The 25,189-nt window shown below is 62.9% G+C and carries 20 protein-coding genes; 7 read left to right on the forward strand and 13 right to left on the reverse strand.

The features are described from left to right. Positions 1–199: 199 nt before the first annotated feature. The 8 genes from ACZ6WW_RS06980 to ACZ6WW_RS07015 all read right to left on the reverse strand — a co-directional run bounded on the left by ACZ6WW_RS06980 (position 200) and on the right by ACZ6WW_RS07015 (position 7,521). Positions 200–1,507, reverse strand: coding sequence for a DUF58 domain-containing protein (locus ACZ6WW_RS06980; RefSeq protein WP_465274037.1), 1,308 nt, complete (start codon positions 1,505–1,507; stop codon positions 200–202). Then, positions 1,507–2,517, reverse strand: a complete 1,011-nt coding sequence (locus ACZ6WW_RS06985) for an AAA family ATPase (RefSeq protein ID WP_281850156.1) — start codon at positions 2,515–2,517, stop codon at positions 1,507–1,509. The genes ACZ6WW_RS06980 and ACZ6WW_RS06985 overlap by 1 nt, the downstream gene beginning before the upstream one ends. Beyond that, positions 2,514–3,623, reverse strand: coding sequence for a hypothetical protein (locus tag ACZ6WW_RS06990; RefSeq protein WP_465273573.1), 1,110 nt, complete (start codon positions 3,621–3,623; stop codon positions 2,514–2,516). The genes ACZ6WW_RS06985 and ACZ6WW_RS06990 overlap by 4 nt, the downstream gene beginning before the upstream one ends. Next, positions 3,620–5,140 (reverse strand): DUF4129 domain-containing protein, encoded by a 1,521-nt coding sequence (locus ACZ6WW_RS06995; protein WP_465273574.1) that lies wholly within the window; start codon positions 5,138–5,140, stop codon positions 3,620–3,622. The genes ACZ6WW_RS06990 and ACZ6WW_RS06995 overlap by 4 nt, the downstream gene beginning before the upstream one ends. Continuing rightward, positions 5,130–6,107, reverse strand: a complete 978-nt coding sequence (locus tag ACZ6WW_RS07000; protein ID WP_465273575.1) for a stage II sporulation protein M — start codon at positions 6,105–6,107, stop codon at positions 5,130–5,132. Before ACZ6WW_RS07000 ends, ACZ6WW_RS06995 begins: the two co-directional genes overlap by 11 nt. Further along, positions 6,104–6,784 (reverse strand): RDD family protein, encoded by a 681-nt coding sequence (locus ACZ6WW_RS07005; RefSeq protein ID WP_281850160.1) that lies wholly within the window; start codon positions 6,782–6,784, stop codon positions 6,104–6,106. The genes ACZ6WW_RS07000 and ACZ6WW_RS07005 overlap by 4 nt, the downstream gene beginning before the upstream one ends. Before the next feature lie 10 nt (positions 6,785–6,794). Next, positions 6,795–6,923 carry a hypothetical protein gene (locus ACZ6WW_RS07010; protein WP_465273576.1) on the reverse strand — a complete coding sequence of 43 codons (129 nt, stop codon included), beginning with the start codon at positions 6,921–6,923 and terminating at the stop codon, positions 6,795–6,797. A 127-nt stretch (positions 6,924–7,050) separates the two neighbouring features. Then, on the reverse strand, positions 7,051–7,521 hold the full coding sequence (locus ACZ6WW_RS07015) for an SET domain-containing protein (protein ID WP_281850162.1): 471 nt from the start codon (positions 7,519–7,521) through the stop codon (positions 7,051–7,053). Between the two features lie 250 nt (positions 7,522–7,771). Here ACZ6WW_RS07015 and ACZ6WW_RS07020 point away from each other — a divergent pair, with 250 nt between their 5' ends. From ACZ6WW_RS07020 to ACZ6WW_RS07030, 3 genes are all read left to right on the forward strand, one after another. After that, the gene (locus tag ACZ6WW_RS07020) at positions 7,772–8,254 is read left to right on the forward strand and encodes a hypothetical protein (RefSeq protein ID WP_465273577.1); all 483 of its coding nucleotides are present in this window, start codon (positions 7,772–7,774) and stop codon (positions 8,252–8,254) included. A 45-nt stretch (positions 8,255–8,299) separates the two neighbouring features. Continuing rightward, positions 8,300–10,069, forward strand: a complete 1,770-nt coding sequence (locus ACZ6WW_RS07025; protein ID WP_465273578.1) for an acyl-CoA dehydrogenase C-terminal domain-containing protein — start codon at positions 8,300–8,302, stop codon at positions 10,067–10,069. 103 nt (positions 10,070–10,172) lie between these two features. Continuing rightward, complete coding sequence (locus ACZ6WW_RS07030) at positions 10,173–10,646, forward strand: GNAT family N-acetyltransferase (protein WP_281850165.1); 474 nt, start codon at positions 10,173–10,175, stop codon at positions 10,644–10,646. 66 nt (positions 10,647–10,712) lie between these two features. Here ACZ6WW_RS07030 and ACZ6WW_RS07035 read toward each other — a convergent pair whose 3' ends face one another. Continuing rightward, positions 10,713–11,465, reverse strand: coding sequence for a SapC family protein (locus ACZ6WW_RS07035; protein WP_281850166.1), 753 nt, complete (start codon positions 11,463–11,465; stop codon positions 10,713–10,715). Between the two features lie 250 nt (positions 11,466–11,715). On the opposite strand from ACZ6WW_RS07035, the gene ACZ6WW_RS07040 reads away from it, so the two are divergent. Continuing rightward, complete coding sequence (locus ACZ6WW_RS07040; protein ID WP_465273579.1) at positions 11,716–12,318, forward strand: HNH endonuclease; 603 nt, start codon at positions 11,716–11,718, stop codon at positions 12,316–12,318. A gap of 15 nt (positions 12,319–12,333) precedes the next feature. Here ACZ6WW_RS07040 and ACZ6WW_RS07045 read toward each other — a convergent pair whose 3' ends face one another. Beyond that, complete coding sequence (locus ACZ6WW_RS07045) at positions 12,334–12,744, reverse strand: low affinity iron permease family protein (protein WP_465273580.1); 411 nt, start codon at positions 12,742–12,744, stop codon at positions 12,334–12,336. A gap of 154 nt (positions 12,745–12,898) precedes the next feature. Here ACZ6WW_RS07045 and dxs point away from each other — a divergent pair, with 154 nt between their 5' ends. Further along, positions 12,899–14,791 carry a 1-deoxy-D-xylulose-5-phosphate synthase gene (dxs, locus tag ACZ6WW_RS07050; protein WP_465273581.1) on the forward strand — a complete coding sequence of 631 codons (1,893 nt, stop codon included), beginning with the start codon at positions 12,899–12,901 and terminating at the stop codon, positions 14,789–14,791. 95 nt (positions 14,792–14,886) lie between these two features. On the opposite strand, the gene ACZ6WW_RS07055 is transcribed toward dxs, so the two are convergent. Next, complete coding sequence (locus ACZ6WW_RS07055; RefSeq protein ID WP_465273582.1) at positions 14,887–16,080, reverse strand: alginate lyase family protein; 1,194 nt, start codon at positions 16,078–16,080, stop codon at positions 14,887–14,889. 288 nt (positions 16,081–16,368) lie between these two features. On the opposite strand from ACZ6WW_RS07055, the gene ACZ6WW_RS07060 reads away from it, so the two are divergent. Both ACZ6WW_RS07060 and ACZ6WW_RS07065 read left to right on the forward strand, forming a co-directional pair. Continuing rightward, positions 16,369–17,922 (forward strand): S10 family peptidase, encoded by a 1,554-nt coding sequence (locus ACZ6WW_RS07060; RefSeq protein ID WP_465273583.1) that lies wholly within the window; start codon positions 16,369–16,371, stop codon positions 17,920–17,922. Positions 17,923–18,000: 78 nt separating this feature from the next. Then, positions 18,001–20,205, forward strand: coding sequence for a penicillin acylase family protein (locus tag ACZ6WW_RS07065; RefSeq protein ID WP_465273584.1), 2,205 nt, complete (start codon positions 18,001–18,003; stop codon positions 20,203–20,205). A gap of 5 nt (positions 20,206–20,210) precedes the next feature. Here the strand turns inward: ACZ6WW_RS07065 and prmC are convergent, their stop codons facing one another. Together prmC and ACZ6WW_RS07075 are read right to left on the reverse strand one after the other, a co-directional pair. After that, positions 20,211–21,029: a peptide chain release factor N(5)-glutamine methyltransferase gene (prmC, locus tag ACZ6WW_RS07070; RefSeq protein ID WP_465273585.1), complete on the reverse strand. Its 819-nt coding sequence runs from the start codon at positions 21,027–21,029 to the stop codon at positions 20,211–20,213. Further along, complete coding sequence (locus tag ACZ6WW_RS07075; protein WP_465273586.1) at positions 21,026–25,102, reverse strand: hypothetical protein; 4,077 nt, start codon at positions 25,100–25,102, stop codon at positions 21,026–21,028. The genes prmC and ACZ6WW_RS07075 overlap by 4 nt, the downstream gene beginning before the upstream one ends. Between the last annotated feature and the right edge of the window lie 87 nt (positions 25,103–25,189).

Genomic DNA, 25,189 nt, shown 5'->3' on the forward strand with positions numbered 1-25,189 from the left:
TCGCATGCGCTACGCGCAAGCGTGGGCCAGCAAAGAGAAAGTGACTCGGACGCCGGCAGGCGTTCGAAACGCCCGCTGCGTAAGCGGCCAGGTCGCCCGAACACCCAGGCAAGAACCGAGCACTGTCGCCACTGGATTCCGGCCTTCGCCGGAATGACGAGAGGGATAGGCGGCGATGAGGGAAGTGTTTTGAAACTCCCTACAAACGCCCATCCCGCTTGGCAGCCAGATACCGCTCAATCAACCGCCCAGACAACTCATTACAGGTCACATCCAACACCGCCACCCCTTCCCGCCGCAATTTCTCATGCATCGCCTCACGCTCAGCCAGATAGCTCATCGCCGATGCACTGCGCACCGCCGACTCCACACTTTCGCCAATCTCCCCAGCGGCCTGGTCGAGCGCCAACTCACGCAGACTCACCACCAGCACAAGATGTCGACGCGACAACATCGACACAGCCATGCGCAACTCTTCATCGTCTTCGTCGCGCACATTGGTAATCAGCACAACAAAAGCACGCCGACGTTGGTGCAATTGCAATGTGCTGGCCGCACTGACGTAGTCGGTTGCCACCGGCTGTGCCTGCAGGTCGTAACCGGCGCCAAGCAGCATATCCATGCCACCGCTGCCCTGCTGTGGCGGCAGCCAGCGCATGTCCTCGCCACTGCACGCCAGCATGCCCACCGCATCGCCCTGACGTAGTGCGATATAGGCCAAGGCGAGCGACGCATTCAGCACATGATCGAAATGCGATAGACGATCGTCCTGCGCCAGCATGCGCCGGCCACCATCGAGCAACAGCACCACTTGCTGGTTGCGCTCGTCGCGGTACTCGCGGGAAATCGGTCGACCGATGCGTGCCGTGGCTTTCCAATCGATCTTGCGCAGGCTGTCGCCGATGCGGTAGTCACGCAACTCCTGAAACTCCGTGCCATCGCCGCGGCGCCGCTGCAAACGTGCACCGACGCTACGTGAAGCCACCTCGACGCTCAGACCCGCCATTTCCGCGAGCGGCGCGAAATTGGGATAGACGCGCAAGCTTGCCTCGTCGCCTGCGATACGCCGGTGCGTCCATAAACGCCATGGCGAACGCAGCCGCACATGACAGCCGGCAAAACGGAACTGTCCGCGACCGCTTGGCGATACGGCGTAATCGAGCGTCACTTCACGACCGGGCGCAACACTCAGTCGACGCGGCATACCGCGCACCGGCCACTCGCCCGGGTGCAGGTCATGCAGATCGAACGTCTGGGCACGCCTGGCAGCAGCGCGCACATGCAGACCGACTTTCCACTCGCTGACCAGAGGCACCACCGGCGGTAGTTCGCGCACGATCCGCGGACTGGGTTCGCGATAAAGGCGCCAACCGTCGATCGCCGCCAACAGCACCAGCAGCCCGCCCAATGCCAGCCACCAAGACAACGGGACCCAGCCGATGCTGGCCAGAACGCCGACAGCGGTCCAGCCGAACAGAAGTCCCAACAGCGTCAGCCCCGGTCGCATCATTGGCGCGGCGCAGCCACCTTGTGCAACAAGGCCTTCAACACATCGTCGGCTCGTTGCCGCTCGATCAACGCCTCGGGTGCCAGCATCAGGCGATGACGCAACGCCGGCAGCGCGACAGCGCGCACATCGTCGGGCGTGACGAAATCGCGGCCATCCAGCACCGCCTGCGCGCGCGCCAGGCGCACCAGGGCAAGGGCTCCGCGTGGGCCCGCGCCGCCGATCACACCCGGCCATTCACGTGTCGCGCGCGTAATGCGCACGGCATAGTCGACCACCGCCGGATCGACATGCAGTGACGCGACGCCTTGTTGCAAAGCTTGCAATTCATTCAATGCCAGCACCGGCTCGACACGCGACACATCCAGCCCCGCAGCAATGCGCCCACTCAACACTTCCTCGACCATGCGTTTTTCATCGTCGAGCGACGGGTAGCCGATCACCACCTTGATCAGGAAACGATCCAGCTGCGCTTCGGGCAGCGGATAGGTGCCCTCCTGCTCGATCGGATTCTGCGTCGCCACCACCATGAAAGGTGCAGGCAGCGGGAAGCGACGGCCTTCGATGGTGACCTGCCCCTCCTGCATCGATTCGAGCAGGGCCGCCTGCGTCTTTGCCGGCGCACGATTGATTTCGTCGGCAAGCAACATGTTGGCGAATACCGGGCCGCGACGAATCTGGAAACGCTCGGCCTTCGGATCGTAGACGGCGTGACCGGTGACATCGGTCGGCATCAGGTCGGGCGTAAACTGGATGCGTCCGAACGTGCAACTGACCGAGGCGGACAAGGCACGCACCAGCAGCGTCTTACCAAGGCCGGGAACGCCCTCGATCAAGACGTGACCAGCGGCCAGCAACGCCAGCAGCACCTGGTCGAACACGTCACTCTGGCCGATGAAAGCGCGTGCGACCTGTTCGCGCAAGGCGACTGTGCGTGCGGCCAGCTCGCTGAGCGGCAACGGCGGAAGGGTCGATTCGCTGTCGACGATGGGGGCGGTATCGGTGGTCATGGGCGGCTCCTGAGTCGCGCCAGGATGGCAAGGCTGTCGCGAAACGCCATGGCGTTCGCGGGTGTCTGGAAGGCCCGCGCCAGCAGCGCGGGATCAAGGCGGTAACGTTCGGCAAGGCGCTCGTAAAGCGCGTCGCCGTCGAGCGTGACGCAAATCGGATCCATGCGGCGCACACGCGCCAGCACCGTGCGGCAGGCCATGCTGTGCAGGGTATAGCCGCTATCGCGACGAAACAGGAATTCGCCGGCCGCCTGGATATGTTCCAGCAAGGCACGTCGCTGTATCGGAGGCATGGGAATCATCGGCCCCAGGCGCTCGCCTCGCGCCGCCGCCCAGGCGAGAAGCAACAGACTCGATGCGAGCAGCGCCGGCCATCCTTGCGTCAGCAATTTCATCCAGAACGACGGACCATCCAGCGCATAGATCAGATAGACACGTCCCTCACCAAAACCCGGATCGAGCAGGCGCCGCACGAAGCGCTGTTGCGCCTGACCGCGCAGCCCTTCATTGCTCAGGGCGCCGAGACTGCCCAGCAGGCTCACGGTACCGTCGTCGACCTGGAAGCGCAGGAACACATATCCCGTCTTGGCATCGCCGATCGATGCGTCAATGTCCTCGCGACTTCGCGGCTGCATGCGCGTACCGCAAAGATCGAAGCTATCGCTCTTGCCCTCGCCGGTGACGACCTTGGTGCAGCTGAAACCCGCACTCTTGGACTGAATCAGCTTCAGATGATCGAACAACGGCGTATGCGTGGCGATCTCGGCCGAGCCCGGCTCCAGGATCAGGTTGCCGCCATCGCTTACCCAGTCGGCGAGGCGTTCGGCATCGGCGTTATCGATGCGCGTGAGTCCGGCACCGAGGACCACTGTGTCTCCGGGTTTCAGGGGAACCTGCACCGGATTCAACGACGTGACCGACTTCACCGGCACGTGCAATTGCTCGAGCGTGCGTTGCAGCGCGAAGAAACGGTTGTAGCGCGCCTCGCCATGGGCGGGCTCGTAGGTCTCGACCTCCTTACGCTCGTACGCACGGAAGAATCCCAACGTGCCAAGACCGATCAAGGTCAAGACCACAAGCACGATGGAGACCGTTACGCGGTTCATGCCACCCGCCCTGTCTGCGCCGGCCAGCCGGTCAGCAGCGCATCGATTTCATGCTCGCTGGGAAAGCGATCGGCGTAGGCGGCGTACTGCCAGGTACGCACGATGGCCACGGCACGCTGACGGTGCTCTTCATTATCCAGTGCACGTGCACGTCGCAGGCATTCGGCCTCGGTGGCGTCGTCGGGTACGTCGTTATGGGATGCGGCGGCAACCTGTTCGACACAACCGCGATACAGCAGGGCCAGCGCTTCGCGCCGCTTTCCACTGCGCCACAGCATGCGTGTCGCGCCGGCCAGATCGTCCGGAAGCGGTGCTTCGGTCGGCAACTCCGTGACGCTGGTATGCAGCTTCTCGCTCGGCTTGCCGATGACCGGGGCGCGCAGGCGCAGGTGCCGCATTCCGAATATCACCAGCATGATGACGACCACCGCCAACAGCGACCACAGCAGGATATTGATGCCGCCGGCAAAGAGGTTGCCCACAGCAGGCGGCTCAAGATTCACTTTCTCGGGCTTGGACTCATCGAAGAGCTGGCGCGGCACCCATTCGAGTTTCTTGATCGGCCGTCCGAAGCGCTTGTCTTCATAGGCCTGCGACGCGGCCCGACCGAACGCGCTGTCGCCACCCTGTTTCAGCGGATCGAACACCTTGTCGAGCTGTACGCTTTGCTGCGGTTGCGCCGCCTTTTTCTCGTCGGCCGCATGCGATAGCTGCGGAAAAATCAGACAGGCAAGTACCAGCGCCAATGCACGCCCGGCATTCATCAGCCGGTGACGCATGCGGCGAAACGCGAGATCGATGTCCCAGGCCTCGAGTTGGGTGCGCCGCGTCAGGTAAAGCCCGAAACCCGACGCGATATACCACGGCTCGATCACGCTCATGGCGAAGTAGCCGACGATCGACACGAAGATCGACAAGCTTTCCGACGAATCCTGCGGGTTGTGACGAAACAGGCCACCGAACGGATCGGAAACCAGCTCGTGCGGCACGAACAGCGCGATCAACAGAAACACGCTGAAGAACAGCACCAGTTCCAATAGCAGGCAGCCGTAGGTGAGCATCGCGGCCGAACCGCTGATGTTTCGCCGCAATACGCGCCAGCGCGGCCCACGCTGCTTGCCGGTAAGGCCTTCGAGCAACTCCAGCGGCAGGCGCAAGGCGCGATGGGTATCGAAGCGACGCCAGCTTAACGATGCGAAGGTACCGCCCCAGGGCATTTTCCGCTGACTGCGCAGGGTTTCGCGCCAACCCGGCGCGCGGTCGAATACCGCACGCGACAGCACGAACACCGGCAAGCGGTCGAACAAGGGCAGCATCCACCACAACAGCAGCAGACCCAGCCAGGGCAATCCGACCAGCGAACCCACTGCGATACAGATCACCGCGATCGGCAGCGTAAGAGCGAACCACGCCGACCACACTGCAACGGCATGCTCGCGCAGCATCGCCACGCCGAGGTCGACCGCTTCGCGCGACGTGCGTGGACGCAGAACGACACCGATCCGTTCAAGCTCCATCGTCGCCCCTCGCCCCGCCACGCCACAGCCAGAGCACAACCAAGGCCCATAGCAAGGCGGCGCTACCGTATTTCAACCAGTCGGGGAACGATGCGACCGACGACCAGAAGGCTTCGATAAAGGCGGCGACCACCAGCATCGCAAACGCGCCCAAGGCCAGCTGCGCACCGACCCAGCCGGCCGCCACCATGGCCGGTCCGCGCCGCTGCCGGCCCGGCGCCAGCAAGGTCAGCCCCAGTCGCAACCCGGCGCCGCCGGCGATCATGATTGCGGTCAGTTCGAACGAGGAGTGCGCGACGACGAAACGCCAGAACGGCGCGCCGTAACCGATATTGTCCAAGTGCCCGGCCAAAGCGCCCAGGATCACACCATTCATCGCCAGCACATAGACAGCGCCAATGCCGAAGACCAGGCCGGACGCGAACGTGCGAAAAGCGATGCTGACATTGTTCATGATGTAGTAGCCGAACATGCCCAGATCGGTACCGCTGCTGCGACCGATATGCTTGTTGCTCGGGTCGTACATCTGCTCGAATTCGTTCAACTCCTTGCTGCCGAAGACGTTGTGCGCGAACTCCGGTTTGATCATCACCAGTACCAGGCAGAACAGCGCCGGTAGATAAAGCAAGGCGGCGGCCAATGCCATGCAACGCCATTCCTTGCGTACCAGACGCGGAAAACCGGCGACCAGGAACGTCGCCGCGCGCTGCCAGCGTGGCGCGGGTGGCCGATAGAGCAGACGATGGCCACGATCGACGATACGCTGCAGCCGTTCGGTGACTTCCCGGCTGTAGCCGCGTGCACGGGCGAGTGCCAGGTGGTGGCATAGACGTCTGTATGTGCCCGGAAACGATACCGCCTGAGGCGTGCGCATGGTCGGGTTGGGGCGTGTCTCCACCTGCCGCAACCAGGCCTCGAGTTCATCCCACTCATGCGTGTGCAGCGCGACGAAACGTTCCTGTTTCATGGCCGCCCCAATAGATAGTTCGCATAGGCGACCAGACGCCGCACGCCAGCGTCGCCCATCTGCCCGGTCAAGGGCGATAACAGATCGGCCAGTTCGCGCTGCCGCTGCGGCGTCAGTTGCGGGCAGCGTTCGGCAAAGTCGACGATGGCCGCCTGCTCTTCGCTGGACAAGCCGACCGGAGGCACCTCCGCGGGCACGACCGGGACCTGCGTACCGCCATGCAGCTCGGCAGTATGAATGACCATGCTGCCGGCAATCACATCGCCGAGCCGACGCGCATACGGATCGATCAAGGTACTTGCCAGCCCCACGCCATACACGCCCGGGAGCATGTCCACCACGCGCAGCAGATTTCGCACGACCGACGGCACCAGCGTGATCGGTGCACCATCGGCGCTGACAACGCGCAGCGACATCGCGCGCTTGCCCAGCGTCTGCCCGTTGAACCACACCTCGCAAACGACCGAATAGATCCAGGTCAGCACGAACATGATCAGGGCGCCGATACCCATACCGGCTCGCCCGAACATGGACAGGGGAATCATCACCGCCCAGAACACCGCGGCGCGCACGGCGAAATCGATCATCCACGCCTGCGCCCGCGGCAAGGCACCTGCTGCCGGTAGCCGCAAAAACACGCCTTCGGGCGTTTCGATCTGACGGATGGTGTCGAGCATCAGGCGGGGATCAATCGTTGATCACGATAGCGGTATCCAACCGCTCGCCGCAGGCTGCCTTGTGCACTTCCAGGTCAAGCCCACCGGGCGCGACGTCATCGACGCGCGACGGTGGTGCCGCATACGGACTGACTTCCATGAATCCCCGTTCCCTAGCTGCGCTCACGTGCCCGGCCCCCACGGCGGACACTTGAGCGTCGAGTATAGGCCGGTCGTTTGCGCCGCTTCAATGCGGCTGGCCGGCCCACCCGATTCTTAGCCTGGCGTTACTTTTTCTTGGGCTTGAGCATCGTGCCGATGCACTTGGGCGAGCCGCAGCGGCAGGCCCAGACCTTTTTCAGGCGCGCGGTGTGCGGCATATCCAGCACGATGCCGTAGTCGTAGGTGAGCTCTTCGCCGGGCTTGATCTTGCGGATCGCCTCGATCACCACTTTGTCCTTGCGCGGGTCGCCGCTCTCGCTTTCGTCGATCAGCGCCTGGCAGTTGGGGTCGCAGCTGTGATTGATCCAGCGCGCCGTATTGCCCTTGCGGTTGGCGTCGATGATGTATTCGTCGTTGAGCGTGAACAGGAACGTGTGCCCCGTCTCGCCGCCATCGCCGTACATCTTGTCGGCCTCGGCGTCGGTCATCAACGTACCTTTGTATTCGATGACGTGCTCGCCCTTGGCGATGGTATCCACGGCAAAAACGCCATTGCCATGGATCGGCGAGCGGCGGGCAACAATGCGTCGGGTCATGAATGTCTGATCTGATCTGATGGGAATTCCAGATGATGCCTTAGATTTAGGAGTGAGTGGAGAGGAGTGAGGAGTGAGAGCGCGCGCTTGGGGCCTGACAGCTCCCTCGCTCGCTACTTCTCTGTCACCCCAAACCCTTCTGCAGCAGGGAACTTCGAGGGGCGTGGAAGCTCTTCTCTCACTCCTCACTCCCCTCCACTCACTCCTCGCTATTCTGCTATATTCAAACAATCGTTTGAGGTCCGATTTCATGAAACGAATCCTCCGCCTGATCGCCCTGGGTGCCCTCGTCACTGGATTGGCCGCCTGCGGCCCGCCAAAAAAGAGCGTGTTCCCGCCTTCGGTGACGATCCAGGAGATGAAGGTGCGCCCGGACGGGCAATGGCAGTTGACGGTGCGTATCCAGAACAACAGCTACGGCAGCATGGATTTCCACTCGATCGATGGCGAGCTGAAAGTGGCCGACGGCATCCCGGTGCGCATCCATGCCGGCTTCGATCTGGATATCCCCGCCTTCGCCGGCGACGTCACCGAAGTCAACGTGCTGCCGACAGCGGATATGACCGCGGCGATCAAGACCCTGGCCGCCAAGGGTAGCTCGGGTTCGCTGGGCTACTCCGTCACCGGACGCGCCAACGCCAAGCCGGAGCAGGAAAAAGACTCTCGCGATTTTGCGTTTCACGGCAACGACTGGTTCTCGCCGGTCCCCGGCATTCCCAATACCTATCGCTGATGCGGTAGCACCGATCACGACCCAAGCTTTCGAGGACTTACCTGTATGACGATCTACAAGGCCCCGCTCGACGATCTGCGTTTTGCCCTTTATGACGTACTCGGCGCCGAGCAGAAGCTGACGGCTTTGCAGGGCGGCGACGGCCATACCCGCGACCTGCTCGATGCCGTGCTCGAAGAAGCCGGCCGTCTGAGCGAACAGGTGCTGGCGCCGACCAATGGGCCGGGCGACGAAGAAGGCTGCCGCTACGACAAGGCGACCCAGACTGTCACCACGCCCAAGGGTTTCAAGGAAGCGTTCCGCGCCTTCTCCGACGGCGGCTGGGCCGGCCTGACCCAGGCCGAGGAATTTGGCGGCCAGGCATTGCCCAATGCGCTAGGCACCGCGACGATGGAAATCTTCCAGGCCGGCAACCTCGCATGGAGCCTGTATCCGCTGCTGTCCGAAGGCGCCTGCCACGCTCTGGAAATCCACGGCACCGACGCGCAGAAAGACGAATACCTCAAGCCGATCGTCGAAGGCCGCTGGACCGGCACCATGTGCCTGACCGAACCGCAGGCCGGCTCGGACCTGGGCCTGCTCAAGACCCGCGCGGAACCCGCCGAGAACGGCAGCTATCGCATCAGCGGCACCAAGATATTCATCAGCGCCGGCGAACACGACCTGGCCGAAAACATCGTCCACCTCGTGCTGGCCCGCCTGCCCGACGCGCCGGCCGGCAGTCGCGGCATCTCGATGTTCATCGTGCCGAAGTTCAAGGTGAACGGCGATGGCTCGCTGGGCGCTCGCAATGCGGTCGCCGCTGGTGCGATCGAACACAAGATGGGCATTCGCGGCTCGGCCACCTGTGTGATGAATTTCGACGGCGCCGAAGGCTTTTTGATCGGCCAGCCGCACAAGGGCCTGGCGGCGATGTTCACCATGATGAACGCAGCGCGCCTGTCGGTGGGTGTGCAGGGCTTGGCGCTGGCCGAGCGTGCGCTGCAGAACAGCCTCAACTATGCCCGCGAGCGTTTGCAGTCGCGTGCGCTGTCGGGCCCGAAATTCCCCGACAAGCCGGCCGACAACCTATTGGTGCAGCCGGATGTGCGGCGCATGCTGTTGACGCAGCGCGCGATCGTCGAAGGTTCGCGCGCGCTGCTGCTCTATACCGCCCTGCAGACCGATATCGAAGGTCGCGCCAACGACGAAGCAGAGCGCAACAAGGCCAGCGAGCTGGTGGCGTTCCTGATCCCGATCGCCAAAGGCATGGTCACCGAGCTGGCACAGGAAAGCACCAAGGAAGCGCTGCAGATCTACGGTGGCCACGGCTACATCGCCGAGAATGGCGTGGAGCAGTTCGTACGCGACGCGCGCATCATCACGCTGTACGAAGGCACCACCGGCATCCAGGCGGCCGATCTGCTCGGCCGCAAGATTCTTCAGCTGCAAGGCGTCGGCTTCAAGCACTTCCTCGGCGAGATCGCCGGTTTCTGCCAGCAGCACGCCGGCAATGAATCGATCCGTCCACTGATCGGCCAGCTCTCGGTCATCGCCAAGGAATGGGGCGAAATGACGCTCAAGCTCGCCCAGCGCGTGCAAGGCAACCCGGAAGAGCTCGGTGCTGCCGCCGTCGATTACCTGTACTACTCCGGCTACGCGTCGCTTGCCTACATGTGGGCACGCAGCGCCGCTGCGGCCGGCAGCCTGTCGGCGAACGCCAGACAGGCCAAGCTGGATACGGCTAACTTCTACTTCAGCCGCATCCTGCCGCGTTGCCTGACGCACAAGGCCTCGATCGAAGCTGGCGTAGATACGCTGCCTTCGGTGGCATAACAGAGCCTTACGTCCCGAACGCATGCCAGTGCGTTCGGGACTTTCGCGAAACGCTTTGAAAGGTGTAGAACCAGCACGTCCCTCAACGCTGCCCGGTTTACCCATGAGCGATACGACGTTTTTGATCCGCCTGGCCGAAGACGATGACGATTTCATTCTCGGCCTGGTTCCCCGCTTCGTCGATTTCCCGCTGCCCGCCTGGCGCCGCCGACACGAATGCATCGACGGCATCCGCAAGGACCTGTTGCGCCATCTCGAAGACGAGCCCGCCAACAGCTACCTGTTCATCGCCGAAGACGATAGCGGTGAACGTGTCGGATTTATTCACCTGCAGAAGACGCAGGATTTCTTCACCGGCCGCAGCAACTGCCACATCTCCGACCTGGCCGTGGTCACGGCGCACGAAGGCCGGGGCGTGGCCAAGGCACTGCTGGAACATACCCAGGAGTGGGCACGCGAACACCGCTGCCAATTGATTACCCTGGCCGTGCTGCCGGGCAACGAGCGTGCCCGTGCGCTGTATGAAGCGGCCGGCTTCGGCACCGACCTGGTACGCATGGCCAAGCCGGTTCACTGACCGGACGCCAAAACGAAAAGTGGCGCCGAAGCGCCACTTTCGTTCATACAGATGCTGCGAAGACGCTTAGTTCTTCGTTGCTTCCTTGGACTCGCGCGAATCCAGGCGCTGGGCCGCACGGTCGATATTGGCCAGCGACAGCAGATGCGAGTAGATCCAGCCGAACACGCCTTCGCGCAGGAACTCGTGGGCGGTCTTTTCGTCCAGCTCGCGCAGCTTGTTCTCGTTGACCACGAACAGGCCGTTCAAGTTGATCGTCTTGCCGTCCTTTTCCAGGCGGATATTGCGCGGTTCGAGCAGGTCGTGCTTGCGCAGCTGCTGCATGAACCACTGCGTGCGGCCGACGTGCTGCTGGAACTCGCCGAGGAAGTTCACGGCATTGGCGAGAATCTCGCTATCGGTGCCGTCTTCCTTGAACAGACGGTCGCCGTCGTTGCTGCCGAAACCTTCATAGGCCTCGTCCAGGAACACGGTGAAATCGTCGCCTTCCTGGCCGGCCGGCTTTTCGGCCAGCACGAACGGATAACGGCGCACGAAAGCCGGTACGTAGGTGTTGGCTTCCCACACGCCATTGGCATCGACGAACAGGTTTTCGTTCTGGCGCAGACCCAGCAAGGCCATCGGGCCGGCGTCTTCCACGCTCGCCCCGGCGAACAGGATCGGCATGTCGCGTGCGGCCAACGCAAATTCCACGCCGGTCAGCGGCACGGAATGCACATTGGAAGCAAATTTCAGGCTCTGCAAACCCTTGAGGCGCAGATCCTTATGTTGGGTACGGTTGAGCGGCACAGGGCGCTCGTAGAAAAGAACTTCAGCCACGTCACTTACCTCTGCCCCGCCGTGCCGGGGCTGCCACCCATGGCATCCCCTCCCAATAACCCGGCGTCGGGTCTACAGATGGACGCCCACTATATCAGCGCTTTGGTGGCCCCGGAAATCCCTATGCCGCCCGGGGATTCGGCCAGCCCGATCAGCGGCTTGCACAAGTTTTGCAATACGAAATGGTCTATGCTGCGCGACATCGCAACATCGCAAAAACCGACCTTTCGCTTTGCTTGAAGGACGAGACATGCTGATGGAAGTGCCAAACCGGGTCGCCGATCTGAATTCGACCCGTGTGCTGTCGCTGGACGCAGCCGGCCGTATCCTCGATTGGATCAGCTGGCAGGACGCTGTTTGCCTCTATGTGCGCGAGGCGGTGGCCTGGACCCTGGGCGACCCCTGCATCACGGTCCATGGCGGCCATAACCGCGACAGCGGCGAGCAGAGCCAGTTGCGGCTGCATCCGATCGTCGCCAGCACCGGCCATTGCCGCGACCATGCCATCGACCCCGCGCCAGCGCTGACCAATACCGCGCTGTTTGCCCGCGACCGCTATATCTGTCTGTATTGCGGCAACCATTTCAGCCGTGGCGAATTGACCCGCGACCACGTCATGCCGATCTCCAAGCACGGCAAGGACGAATGGGAAAACGTGGTCAGCGCCTGCCTGGCCTGCAACCTGAAAAAGAGCAACCGCACACCGCAGCAGGCCAATATGCCGCTGCTGGCGGTGCCCTACCGGCCAAGCTGGGTCGAGCACCTGATCCTGTCTAACCGCAACATCCTGGCCGACCAGATGGAATTCCTGGTCAATCACCTGCCGCGCAATCGCCGCCACCAGATGAGTTGAGCGCCCGCCGGGCACTCAACGCTTGTCACCGGGCCGCAAACTGTCCTCGAAATGCTCCAGGTCGTCGCGTGCCAGCTCGGCCAGGTGGCAATAATGGCGGCGGATACGCTCCAGGGTCTGGTCGTCCAACTCCTCCAGGTTCAGCAGTGCGTTATGCGCCTTGCTGCAGCGAATCAGCTCGTCGAGCTTGATCTGCAAGGCTGACGTGTCGCGGTTTTGTGTGTTCTGGATCAGGAACACCATCAGGAACGTAATGATCGTGGTCCCGGTGTTGATTACCAGCTGCCAGGTATCGCCAAAACCAAAAAGCGGGCCGGTGGCGGCCCAGACGACGATCAGCAAGGCGGCGACGACGAAGGCCGCCGGCTTACCTGAATAGCGTGCGGTAGCCGCCGCAAAACGGCCGAAGGTGGTGTGCATGCTCATGGAGGGCGTCCCGGTGGCCAGCCTGCAGCCTGCCGGCCAGGCCGTGCGCAGGGCGTGCAGAACGGCGCCAGCCCTTGGATAACGGACGCTCGGACATGACTTTTTCACTTCCCTGCCCTTGCCCCGCCCCGCCGCTGGTTCAACAATACGCCCCATGACCGACCTTACCCGCTTCCCTCACCTGGCGCAGATCGATGCGCCGGCCGATCTGCGCCGCGTCCCCGACGAAGAGCTACCCGCCGTCGCCGATGAGCTGCGCGAATTCCTGATCGAATCGGTCGCCAGTTCCGGCGGCCACTTCGGCGCGGGTCTGGGCGTGGTCGAGCTGACGGTCGCGCTGCACCACGTTTTCGAAACGCCGCGCGATCGCCTGGTGTGGGACGTCGGGCATCAGTGCTATCCGCACAAGATTCTCACCGGTCGCCGCGATCGCATTACCTCGATCAAGAAAAAGGACGGCCTGGCGCCGTTCCCGCGCCGCGAAGAAAGCGAGTACGACACGTTCGGTGTCGGCCATTCCTCGACCTCGATCTCGGCCGCGCTGGGCATGGCGATCGCCGCGCAGCGCAAGGGCGACAACCGCAAGGTTGTGGCGGTGATCGGCGACGGCGCGATGACCGCCGGCATGGCCTTCGAGGCGCTGAACCACGGTGGCGACGTCGAACCGAACATGCTGGTGGTGTTCAACGACAACGGCATGTCGATCAGCGAGAACGTCGGCGCCCTGACCAAGATGATGGCGCGCGCGATGTCCAGCCGCACGCTCAATGTGTGGCGCGAGCGCGCCAAGCGCGCCATCCCGAAGCAATCGTTCTTCGGCCGCTTCTTCAAGCGTTGGGAAGAGCACGCCAAGGGCATGTTCGTGCCCAGCACGCTGTTCGAAGAACTGGGCTTTCACTACACAGGCCCGATCGACGGTCACAACATCCCGCAATTGCTGGCGGCCCTGCGCACGGTCAAAGACCTGCCTGGTCCACAACTGCTGCACGTCATCACCACCAAGGGCAAGGGCTACGCGCCCGCCGAACAGGCGCAGATCGAATACCACGCGGTGGGTCCGTTCGATCCGCAAGCGGGCCTAGTGAAAAAGAACGCGCCGAGCAAACCCACGTACACCGATATTTTCAGCGACTGGTTGTGCGATATGGCCGCCGCCGATACGCGCCTGTTCGGCATTACGCCGGCGATGCGCGAAGGCTCGGGCCTGGTGCGTTTTTCCAAGGAATACCCCACCCGCTATTTCGACGTGGCGATCGCCGAGCAACATGCCGTGACACTTGCCGCGGGCATGGCTTGTGAGGATGCCAAGCCGGTGGTGGCGATCTACTCGACCTTCCTGCAGCGCGCCTACGATCAGGCCATTCATGACGTTGCACTGCAGAATCTCGATGTCACCTTCGCAATCGACCGTGCCGGCGTGGTCGGCCCCGATGGCGCCACGCATGCGGGCAGTTTCGATCTGTCGTTTCTGCGCTGCCTGCCGAACATGGTGATCATGGCGCCGGCCGACGAAAACGAATGCCGCATGATGCTGACCACCGGCTTCCACTATGCCGGCCCCGCGGCGATCCGCTACCCGCGCGGCACCGGCACCGGCGCGGCTATTCACAAGGCGCTCGACACCCTGCCGATCGGTAAGGCCGAGATGCGTCGTCGCGGCCACGGCCTGGCCATCCTGTCGTTCGGTGCCATGCTCGCGCCGGCGACGGAAATTGCCGCCGAAATGGACGCTACGCTGGTGAACATGCGTTTCGTCAAGCCGCTGGACGAAGCGATGATCGTCAACCTTGCCAAGACGCACGACGCCTTCGTCACGCTCGAAGACAACGCCATCGCCGGCGGCGCCGGCAGCGGTGTCGCCGAATGTCTGGCCGCCCATGGCATCGTCAAGCCGATCCTGCACCTGGGCCTGCCCGACAGCTACCTTGAACATGGCAGCCGCGAAGAAGTGCTGACCATGGCTGGGCTGGACCTGCCAAGCATTCGCACGGCAATCCGGGCGCGCTTCCCGCAGTTGGCCGATCGCTCGTCCGCAGCCCTAGGCTGACCGACAGGGATACCCCGTCGGCCAGCGCCTGCTCTTCAGCAGCGGCCGGCTTTCTTCGGGCGGCGATGCCCTCGCAAACTTTCGTGCTGCGTAGCTCAACGCGAGGGCGCTGTCTGCGCATGCGTCATGGTTTCCCACAGATAATGGAAGTAGCCCTTCATGGGGCGCCGCGCATTGAGCCACGCAGACGTTTCGGGTAGCTCGTTGCCCTCCCGGCCTACGTAGTGGTTGTAGCCGACCTCCATGGTTCCGGTCAGATCGCCCTTCAATGTCCCACCGCAGAGCCAGTCCGGCACACCGGAACGGTTCTTCAGTCTGGCGTGATATTCCATCGCGGCCATAAGCCGCGCTTTTTCCGGACCATACAGGTCGACACCCTGGATACGCGCGGTTTCGGCAACGTTGATCAATGCCGCCAGGCCATAGGCCGTGTGCTCCAGATCCCGGCATGTCTCCTGGGCATGTCCGTCCACGAAGGTTCGCTGGCCAAACCAGTCCTTGATGAGTGCCTCACCCTGCTTGGGGCACCAGGAATGCGACTGGGGAACGGCGCCATCCGCACTCATATACAGGCTGCTGCGCACGCGTTCGGGCCACAGGCCGATAGCCTCCTCAAAACCGGCGCGATCATCCGTGAAGATGGCGATATTGGCACGCGCCTCGATCGCGCTGGCTTGCCAGTTGAATACGTGGCATCGCCCCATCGCCACGATGTTGGGAAGATATTGGGTGCGCAACATCGTTTCGAAACGAGCGATGGCCTGGGGAGCCCACGCGTCCGAGGTGTAACGAATGATTTCGGCGGTGCGCGGCCACAACTGCGCGTTCCACGACGCCTGTAAAGGAGCGTTGGCGTTGGTATGTCCTCCCGTGAGCGTCGTCGACCAGGCGTCCATGATTTCCACGGCCTTGCGTGCATGCCGCGCGTCGCGAAGGAAAGCCCAAAGAAGCGCATGCGTATAGGCCGCCTGAGCATCGTTGCTCTCGTCCGTACAGCCCAGATCGGGCTTGGAAAAGCTGCCGCATTCGACCACAGCCCAGGGCTTGGGCTGGTAATCGAGGCTCGCCAGCGGCGACTTCTGCATGGCCTGGAGCGCCTGCATGGTCACGCTCGAGCCGGCAGAGATATTTTTCCGTACCGCCTCGATCTGTGCGGCATCCAGAAAAACCCCTGGATGTTTGAACTCACCCGATTCCCTTGCCTGCGTAGCGGCCGCCAGGCAGGTCTGCGCGCAGACAACCAGGCTGACCAGCGAAAGCATCACTTTCGCCAGAGTATTTATTTTCATGACACCGTCCTTGGTCGTCGTAGAAAGTTACGGCATGCCGATTCAATCCAAACAGCGATACCCGGTTTGAGAGAAGTACGGCAAAAGCGTGTCGCCTCATGCCTGGCCTACCCAATATCCATGGCACCGCCTACAGCGGTGGATTCGGACGCCAGACCGTAAAGGGTCCCGCCCATGCCTTCTTGCACTGTTGCGACGAGGCCTCTTGGCTCATGTATACCGTTTGCCCATGCGCCAGCCTCGTCGAAGGCCAGCGTGTGTCGCCGACAATCAATCGTGAGAGACCCTATGGTTCGTCAAACTGGCATATCCATCTCAGCGGCCCCAGCCAAGCACCGCATCGCCTGGCTTGCAGCCATGCTCGTCGCCGGCTTTACCCTGACCCCTTGGGCCAGCGCCATCGCCGCCGACAAGAAGCCTGCGGCGGAAGCCGAAGCGGACAAGAAATCGGATAACGATTTGCCGCCGCTACCCGCCGACAAGACCGTGCATCAGAGCGTGCGCGTCGATGGCAAGACGATTTCGTATGACGCTACCGTGGGCACCATCCCGGTGCGCGACGCCAAGGGCAAGAAGATCGCCGAGGTGGTATTTACCGCCTATGTTGTGCCGGGCAAGGACCCGCGCCGCCCGGTCACGTTTGCCTTCAACGGCGGCCCCGGCGCGTCCTCGGTGTATCTGAACATGGGCGCGATCGGCCCCAAGCGCATCCAGTTCGGCGTCGATGGCGATGCGCCGTCCGATGCGGCCGTCTCCAAGGACAATCCCAACACCTGGCTGGGCATGAGCGACCTGGTGTTTATCGACCCGGTCGGTACCGGCTTTTCGCGGTCACTGGAAGACGAAGCCAGCACCAAGAAAGACTTCTATTCGACCGAGACGGACATTACCTACCTGTCGCGCGTGGTCTACGACTGGCTGGTCGAACACGGCCGCCTGCGCGCGCCCAAGTACGTGATGGGTGAAAGCTACGGCGGTTATCGCGCACCACGCATCGCCTATGCGCTGCAGACCAAGATGGGTGTGGGCGTCAGCGGCCTGGTGATGGTGTCGCCCTATCTCGATCCCGCCGCCATCGGTGACGACGATTCACTGTCGCCGCTGTCATGGATGATCAACCTGCCATCGATGACGGCTGCGCACCTGGAATCGCAGGGCAAGCTCACGCCCGAAGCGATGAACGACGTCGAAACTTACGTGCGCACGCAGTTTGTCACCGATTTCCTTGCCGGCCGCTCGGACCCGGGCGCGATCGGCCGCATGGTACAGAAGGTGTCCGGCTATACCGGACTTGACCAGGCGCTGGTCGCCAAACTGGATGGCCGTGTAGACGTCGATACTTTCCTGCGCGAGATCCATCGCTCCGATCGCAAGATCGGCAGCGTCTACGATTCCAACGTCACCGCCTGGGACCCCTTCCCCGGCTCGGCGCAGCGCGCCTCGGGCGATCCGATTCTCGAAGCCCTGCTGGCTCCGGCCACCAGCGCGATGGTCGACTTTGTCACGCGCGAGGTGGGTTGGAAGACCGAGGCCCATTACGAAGCACTGTCGTACGAAGTCAACCGCGCTTGGGATCGTGGCACCAGCGACGACAAACCCGTCACCGATCTGCGCAAGGCGATCGCCAACGATCCGAACATGAAGGTACTGATCGCGCACGGCTATAACGATCTGTCCTGCCCGTTCTATACCTCGCAGCTGATCATCAATCAGATGCCGGCGTTCGGCCAGGCGCAACGCGTGAAGCTGGCCGTCTACCCGGGTGGTCACATGTTCTATAGCCGCTCGACCAGTGGCGAAGCCTTCAAGGCCGATGCCGCGGCCATGTTCGGCACCAAGTAAAGGCTCGACATGCCTGCCTCTCCCGCGCGGGAGGCAGGCGATATCATCGGACGCTCTGCCGAGGCCAAGCGAACAGCGATGCATCCCGACACCCGCCGATTCCGTTCGCCTTATTCCCTCGCGCTCGCCTGCCTTCTAGCGTTTGCGCCAAGCTGCAAGACGCAGGCACAGACAGCCGACGCAGTGCGCTGGCAAGCACAGGCACAGGCCGTCACGATCACTCGCGACGATTGGGGCATCGCCCATGTGCACGGCAAGACCGATGCGGATGCGGTGTTCGGCATGGTTTACGCGCAGGCGGAAGACGACTTCAACCGCGTCGAGACCAACTACCTCAATGCGCTTGGCCGGCTCGCCGAGGCCGACGGCGAATCGGCACTCTGGCGCGATCTGCGCATGAAGCTGTTCATCGACCCGACGGTGCTCAAGCAACGCTACGCCGCCAGCCCGCGCTGGCTGAAAGACCTGATGAACGCCTGGGCGGATGGCCTCAACTATTACCTCGCCACGCACCCGCAGACGCACCCGCGCGTCATCACGCATTTCGAACCGTGGATGGCGCTGAGTTTCAGCGAAGGCAGCATCGGCGGCGATATCGAACGGGTATCGCTCGACAGGCTGCAAGCCTTCTATGGCCACGATGGTGAACCGGTCGCCTTTGTCGAAACGCCGTCGAGCTGGCAGGAACCTTCGGGTTCCAATGGCATCGCGATCGCGCCCAAGCTGAGCGCGGATGGACATGCCCTGCTACTGATCAACCCGCATACGTCATTCTTTTTCCGTTCCGAGCTGCAGATGAGCAGCGACGCGGGACTGGATGCGTACGGCGCGGTGACCTGGGGCCAGTTCTTCGTCTACCAGGGCTTCAACCATCACATCGGGTGGATGCACACCTCTACCGGTGCCGATGTCGTCGACGAATTCGCCGAGACGATCGTGCGCAAGGATGGCAAACCATTCTATCGCTACGGCAACGAGCTTCGACCGATAACCACGCGCACGATCGACGTGCCCTTCCGCAAGCCCGATGGCTCCATGGGCAACCGCCGCTTTACCGTCTATGCCAGCCACCACGGCCCGATCGTGCGCGCGACCGATGACAAATGGATCGCCATCGCACTCATGAACAAACCGATGGAGGCGCTCGAACAGAGCTGGTTGCGCACCAAGGCCAGCGACTATGCGAGCTACATGAAAGTCGCCGAGCTCAAGGCCAACTCTTCCAACAACACCATCTTTGCCGATGACAAGGGCGAGATCGCGTACCTGCATCCACAATTCATTCCGCGGCGCGACGATCGATTCGATTACACCAAGCCCGTGGACGGCAGCGATCCGGCAACGGATTGGAAGGGCCTGCACGCATTGAACGAAGCGCCGCATCTGCTCAACCCGGCCAACGGATGGATCGCCAATACCAACAACTGGCCCTACTCGGCCGCCGCGCAATACAGCCCCAAGCGCGAGGACTATCCGCGCTACATGGACAGCGCGGGCGAGAACCCGCGCGGTCTCCACGCCACGCGCGTGCTGAGCGACCAGTCCGACTTCACCATGGCATCGCTGATCAGTGCTGCGTTCGATTCCTATCTGCCCGCGTTCGCGCGCCAGATACCCGTGCTACTCGCCGACTACGATGCCCTGCCGGCAAATGATCCGCTGAAGAAAAAGCTCGCCGGACAGATTGCCCTGCTGCGTCACTGGGACTATCGCTGGGGCATCGCCTCGATGCCGACCACGCTGGCGGTGTTCTGGGGCGACATGCTCTGGGACAAGGTCGATACCTTCGACACCCACGAAGGCCTGTCGATCTACGACGTCATGGCCACCAAGGCGGGTAGCCAGGCGCGTCTGCTGGCGCTCGGCGAAGCATCGGATCGTCTTGAAAAAGATTTCGGTAGCTGGGGCGTGCCGTGGGGCGAGGTCAACCGCTTCCAGCGTATCGACGGCGCCATCGTGCAACCGTTCAACGACGCCAAACCCAGCATCCCCGTGCCGTTCACCTCATCGCGCTGGGGCTCGCTCGCCTCGTTCGGCGCGCACCGCTGGCCTGGCACGAAACGCTATTACGGCACCAGCGGCAACAGCTTTGTCGCCGTGGTCGAATTCGGCCCGAAAGTGCAGGCGCGTGCGGTGACGGCGGGTGGTGAAAGCGGCCACCCGGAATCACCGCACTTCAATGACGAAGCCGAGCGCTACACGACAGGCAGCCTGCGCACCGTCTACTTCTGGCCGGAACAACTGAAGGAACATACCGAGCGTGTATATCACCCGGGTGCATGATCGAGTCAGCCGTAGCGACCACCGCTGACCCGGTCGCGATCTTCCAGGTCGCGGAATGTCGTTACGTCCGCAAAGCCTGCCGCCTGCAATACCTGCCGTACGGCATCGCCCTGATTCCAGCCATGCTCCATCAGCAGCCAGCCGCCTCGCTCCAGGTGCGCCGGCGCGTCCTGAACGATCTGACGTATGGCATCGAGGCCATCGGGGCCTGACGATAGCGCGCGTGGCGGCTCGAAGCGCAGATCGCCCTGTCCAAGATGCACGTCATCGGCTTCGATATAAGGCGGATTGGATACGATCATGTCGAAGCGCCGGCCCGCCAACGGTTCGAGCCAGTCACCCTGCACGCATTCGAGACGTACGTCGAGTCGTTGCGCATTGCGTTCGGCCACGGCCAGGGCATCGACACTGCGATCGGTCGCCACGACGTGCGCGCGCTTGCGCTCATGGGCAAGCGCCAGCGCGATCGCGCCGCTGCCGGTACCGAGATCGACCACCGATGCAGGCACATCGGTCGGCAGCCGTTGCAATGCAAGCTCGACCAGCAACTCGGTTTCCGGCCGCGGGATCAGCGTGGCCTGAGAAACTTCCAGGTCGAACGACCAGAAACCGCGCCGGCCCACAATATAGGCGATCGGCTCACCGACCGCACGACGCTCGAGCATGGCGCGGTAAGTGCGCAGCGCCGTTGCGTCGAGCGGATCGGTATCGTGCGCGATCAACCAGCTGCGCGGTTTGTCCAGCGCGTACAGCAGCAACAGCTCGGCTTCGCTGCGTTCGATGCGCTGCGAGCCTTCGGTCAATGCCTGTCTTACATCGGTCATGCCTTATCTTCTTCCTGCGTGATCTTCATGCGTTTCTGCCAGTAACCGCCACGGCTCCAGGCCGCGAACGCCCAGCGTATCCAACCGATCAAGGCATTGGCCAGCCATAGCGCCCACGCCAGCATGGCGATCTTGTAGATCCACAGCGACACGCTGAAGACGCTGCCGCGCGGGAGTTGCCCGGTAGCCTGATCGATGAACCAGTTCAAGCTCGTTGCCGACGAGTCGTTACCCACGATATGCATATTGGGCAGGCCGAGCAGGCCACTGGGTACCGCGCCGATCAGCACAACCAATGCGGCAACGCTGAAGGCGATCAAAAAGCCTTGAATCACGTTAAACAAAAATACCCTGGATTTTTCTGTCAGTTCGTAGCGCGCACGCAGGCCAAACAGGATCAGCCAGGCCGCAACCAATGCGAACGCGCCCCAGGCCATGGCGGAAAAACCCAGACCCAACAGAAGCCACTGATGAAAACGCAACGGGGTTGGGGCATAGCGGGCAAGCAGCCACGCAACGACCAACAACACGATCAACTGCGGCCAGTACAACACCGCCGGACCGTCGGTGGGTCCCCATGTCCACAGCACCCAGCGATCGTGCGGCAGACCCGCATGCACATCGATGTTGGCCGCGGATGCTCCTAGATCGAACGATGATGTCCGCAGTAACGTCGTCATACCATGCGGCTCACGCAAGCCGATCACATAATTGTGGTCGCCCGGCAACAGCGGCAGTCCAAGTTTGCCGTCGCGGATACCCAGGTTGAGCGCGACGCCGTCGCGGTGTGCGTTGAGCAAGGTGGTGCCGGGAGGCAAGGTGATGGCGTGCTCGCCGCCACGTGTGCTGCGAATACGCAAAGTCACGGTCGTATCGGTCGCCCGCTCGCCGGTCTGCTGGTCGATCGTTACCTGATCGAACGCCAGGCTTTGTCCGGCGACCGCTTTTGGCCGGCTGATCGTCAATTGCAATTGTTCGCCGGGCAGCGGATGAAAGCTCAAGCCATCGTCGTCGCTACTTCCCGGCACACCTTCGCTGTCCACGTGCAGGATGGCAGCTGCCTGCAACACCCATATCTCCGCGCGCTCGCCCAGGCCAGGCGCTTTCAATACGAGCTTATCGACGTGATCGAGGCGGCTGCTCCATTCAACCGTGTTCTGTCCGGCATTGAAGGTGACCCCGATATGCCCGTCATGAACGCGCAAGTCTTCGCCGGTGGGGTGCTCGCCTGCAAGCAAAGGTACATCGAGACTGAAACCGCCCTCGGTGGGTGCGATGCGCTCGACCTGCGTACGCACGGTCCAGTCCACGTCCAGCATCACGGTACGCGTGACACGCACATAGGGCGGAAACGTCTGCGTGGCTTGTGGCTGATTGTTTGCACCGCTCGCACTGCGCACTCGATTCAGCGCAAGGCTGTCGCCGAGCAGACGCCCTGCATCGATGCTTTCGGTAGACCAGCCCTGCCCGGCAAAGACGACGCGCTGGGGTGCGTCCGAGAACAGCAAACCCACCGTATCGGCATTGCTGGCGTGATAGCGCAAGCTGACCTTGTGCACGCCACGGTCCAGCCGCAGCCATAGCTCATCGCCGTCGCGCCCCAACGGCGCGTCGCCATGACCATCGGCGGTGACGGTTTGTAGCGCCAGCGCGTCATCGGGATGTGGCAACTGGAACGCCACGGTGGCGCCGATATGGACCTCCATGTCGACAACGATATCGTCACCGTTGGCCTGCACGGTCGCCTGCGCTACCGCGGCACATTGCGGCACGCACTTGGGCGCCTCGACCAGGCGGCCATGCAGTTGGTTCAACAGGTCCTGGTCTGGCAGCGCTTGCGCATGGGCGCCGTGCGGCAGCAAGGCGATCGCCAGCAACGCTGCACCAGCGCCTCCACGCATGCGCCAACGCGGCCATGAGCCAGCGGAGGTATGCCATAGCGACAGCGCAAGCCGGGCCAACCACACGATCAGCAGTGCAAGCATCGCTACGCGCAACAAGCGGACCAGCCATGACGGTGCAATGACCAGTCGCATCGTCTGGTCCACCGTCACCGGGCCAGACCATCCCAGGACGTAGTCGTTGCCGACGTCCCAGTGTGGCGTACCGCGGCCGGCCTGGATCACGCTGCGCGTGTCGAAGTCATAGGCCTTTGCAGACGTCGGCATGCGTGCGGCCGACACCGTGATGCTCGACAGGCTGGCAGCGTCACGCCGCTCCTTCATGGCCTTGGGCGGCGCGGCCACGCCGCCCACTATTCCGTTGTTGCCCATGAGCATTTCAGCCTGCGGCGGCGGTGCAGGTGCAGGTGCAGGGGCGAGCTCCGCCGCCGGTAACGGCTTGACCATTTGCACGGCATCCTCCGGCAAAAATTCGCCTTGGTCCAGTTGAGGATGCAGTGCGTACTGCATCTGCGTTGCCGCAAAAGGCAACGAGAACAGGATGCCCAATAGCAGCGCGGCGGCTGCGCCGATCCGCGCGACACCGTGCAAGCGGCCTGCCGGCAACGCACGCATCAACAGGGCGAGCGCCAGCGCGACGCCCAACGTCCAGCGCGGCGCGCCGACTTCGTGTTGCGACAATACGAGAAACCCGACCGCCACCAAGGTCCACGACCAGCCCAGCCAGCGACCGGTGAGCAGCGCGATCAACGCGACGACGAACAGATCGAGCAGGCTCCAGCGAGCGACCCAGGTGTCAGGCGCATGATCCGCACCGGGAGCGCCAAGCAGGCGATAGCCGTAAGGCAGATGCAGCGTGGCATCGATATGCTCGAATGGCACCTGCCAACCGGCCGCGGACAATGTTCCCGCATGGGTGGGCAAACGAAGACCGGCAGACAGATCGATCTTCTTGTTGCGTACCTCGATACCTTCACGCTGATCGCTGCCGGAAGTGATCAGCAACGGCATGTCATTGAGCGACGCGCGCTGCAACTGCCAGGGCGCGGCGACGTTCAGCCGTTGCGTATTGTGCAGCTCGCCATCCACGTGATCAGTCACGTTCAAACCGCTGCCGTCGAAGTCCAGCCACAGCTCACGCGTCAAGGTCAGCCGATCGCCTTGCCCACCTTCACCGCCACGCGTGCCCAGCTCGATCGTGACACCATGGCTCTTGTCCATCACATAGGCGGGCAATGCCTGCCATTCACTCGGCACGCCGCCTTGTGCAGCATCCGTACCCTGCCCGTCGACACGCGTACTGCGCAGCTCTGGCTGGTCGGAATAGCTCCAGATTTCCTGCGCAGGCCAAGGCGCCGACGTCGCCGGCAAGTCCACCTGCTGCAGCGGCTCCACCGCGCGGGCATGCAAGGTCACAGTCCAGTCGCCGGGCCGCAGTTGCACGCGCAGGCGACCGTCGTTCTCCAGGCGTGCCGGCAGATCGGCATCGAGCGAGGTGGCGACAAAGCCCTTGGGCAACGCCGGTCCCAGCCATTGCTCACGCGCGCTGCCGGCGACATTGAGCATCACCCTTGTTTCGAGCGTCCCCGGAAGACCATCCTGCAGGTGTCGATACACGCGTACCGATAAAGCATCGGCGGCGCGCTGGGTTGCCGCCGCCTCGCCCAGCGTCAACTGATCGCCGTCGCGTTCGACACGCGTGACCTCGGCGCCATCGAGCTTGAGATGAATCAGGCCGATCGTTTCGGGCACGACCAGATCGGCGGGACGCTCGCTCCATGGCAGGTTGCCGCGCAGGCTGTAGTCGCCGCTTTCCAGCCACACCTGCGGTTGGTCGTCGTTCTTCAATACCGGTACAGGCTTGTTGTTGGCCGTGACCTGCTGTGGCCAGTAGCGCGCGTCGCCCGGCAATGCGATCCAGCCTGGCGCGTCGACATGAACATCCAGGCTGAAGCGCGCGCCGCTCTTGTCCGCGTCCAGTGCCAGCCTCCCAGGCCATGCACATCGATAGGTCCCTGCCTGTGGTTGCTGATCGGCGGGAAAAGGACAGGCATGCTGCGGCAGGTCGTGAAGCACCCAGCCCTGCCAATCGCGCAACGGCGACGGGATGTCCTGCGCAAACAGCGGCGATGCCGCGATCCATAGCACGGCCAAAACAAACCAACGACGCATACCTGTCTCTCCCCTGCCCCCATGGCACGGCTCAGTGTAGGTGCAACGGCGGGTCCAGCTGAATGGGGTTGGCCCGGAGCCAATAAA

It is taken from the genome of Dyella sp. NPDC103356, assembly GCF_055584465.1.

Excerpts from the sequence above, each read along its gene's own strand:
- ACZ6WW_RS06980 (WP_465274037.1), bottom strand. The coding sequence starts at position 1,507 with ATGCGACCGGGGCTGACGCTGTTGGGACTTCTGTTCGGCTGGACCGCT.
- ACZ6WW_RS06985 (WP_281850156.1), bottom strand. The coding sequence starts at position 2,517 with ATGACCACCGATACCGCCCCCATCGTCGACAGCGAATCGACCCTTCCG.
- ACZ6WW_RS06990 (WP_465273573.1), bottom strand. The coding sequence starts at position 3,623 with ATGAACCGCGTAACGGTCTCCATCGTGCTTGTGGTCTTGACCTTGATC.
- ACZ6WW_RS06995 (WP_465273574.1), bottom strand. The coding sequence starts at position 5,140 with ATGGAGCTTGAACGGATCGGTGTCGTTCTGCGTCCACGCACGTCGCGC.
- ACZ6WW_RS07000 (WP_465273575.1), bottom strand. The coding sequence starts at position 6,107 with ATGAAACAGGAACGTTTCGTCGCGCTGCACACGCATGAGTGGGATGAA.
- ACZ6WW_RS07005 (WP_281850160.1), bottom strand. The coding sequence starts at position 6,784 with ATGCTCGACACCATCCGTCAGATCGAAACGCCCGAAGGCGTGTTTTTG.
- ACZ6WW_RS07010 (WP_465273576.1), bottom strand. The coding sequence starts at position 6,923 with ATGGAAGTCAGTCCGTATGCGGCACCACCGTCGCGCGTCGATGACGTC.
- ACZ6WW_RS07015 (WP_281850162.1), bottom strand. The coding sequence starts at position 7,521 with ATGACCCGACGCATTGTTGCCCGCCGCTCGCCGATCCATGGCAATGGC.
- ACZ6WW_RS07020 (WP_465273577.1), top strand. The coding sequence starts at position 7,772 with ATGAAACGAATCCTCCGCCTGATCGCCCTGGGTGCCCTCGTCACTGGA.
- ACZ6WW_RS07025 (WP_465273578.1), top strand. The coding sequence starts at position 8,300 with ATGACGATCTACAAGGCCCCGCTCGACGATCTGCGTTTTGCCCTTTAT.
- ACZ6WW_RS07030 (WP_281850165.1), top strand. The coding sequence starts at position 10,173 with ATGAGCGATACGACGTTTTTGATCCGCCTGGCCGAAGACGATGACGAT.
- ACZ6WW_RS07040 (WP_465273579.1), top strand. The coding sequence starts at position 11,716 with ATGCTGATGGAAGTGCCAAACCGGGTCGCCGATCTGAATTCGACCCGT.
- ACZ6WW_RS07045 (WP_465273580.1), bottom strand. The coding sequence starts at position 12,744 with ATGAGCATGCACACCACCTTCGGCCGTTTTGCGGCGGCTACCGCACGC.
- dxs (WP_465273581.1), top strand. The coding sequence starts at position 12,899 with ATGACCGACCTTACCCGCTTCCCTCACCTGGCGCAGATCGATGCGCCG.
- ACZ6WW_RS07055 (WP_465273582.1), bottom strand. The coding sequence starts at position 16,080 with ATGAAAATAAATACTCTGGCGAAAGTGATGCTTTCGCTGGTCAGCCTG.
- ACZ6WW_RS07060 (WP_465273583.1), top strand. The coding sequence starts at position 16,369 with ATGGTTCGTCAAACTGGCATATCCATCTCAGCGGCCCCAGCCAAGCAC.
- ACZ6WW_RS07065 (WP_465273584.1), top strand. The coding sequence starts at position 18,001 with ATGCATCCCGACACCCGCCGATTCCGTTCGCCTTATTCCCTCGCGCTC.
- prmC (WP_465273585.1), bottom strand. The coding sequence starts at position 21,029 with ATGACCGATGTAAGACAGGCATTGACCGAAGGCTCGCAGCGCATCGAA.
- ACZ6WW_RS07075 (WP_465273586.1), bottom strand. The coding sequence starts at position 25,102 with ATGCGTCGTTGGTTTGTTTTGGCCGTGCTATGGATCGCGGCATCGCCG.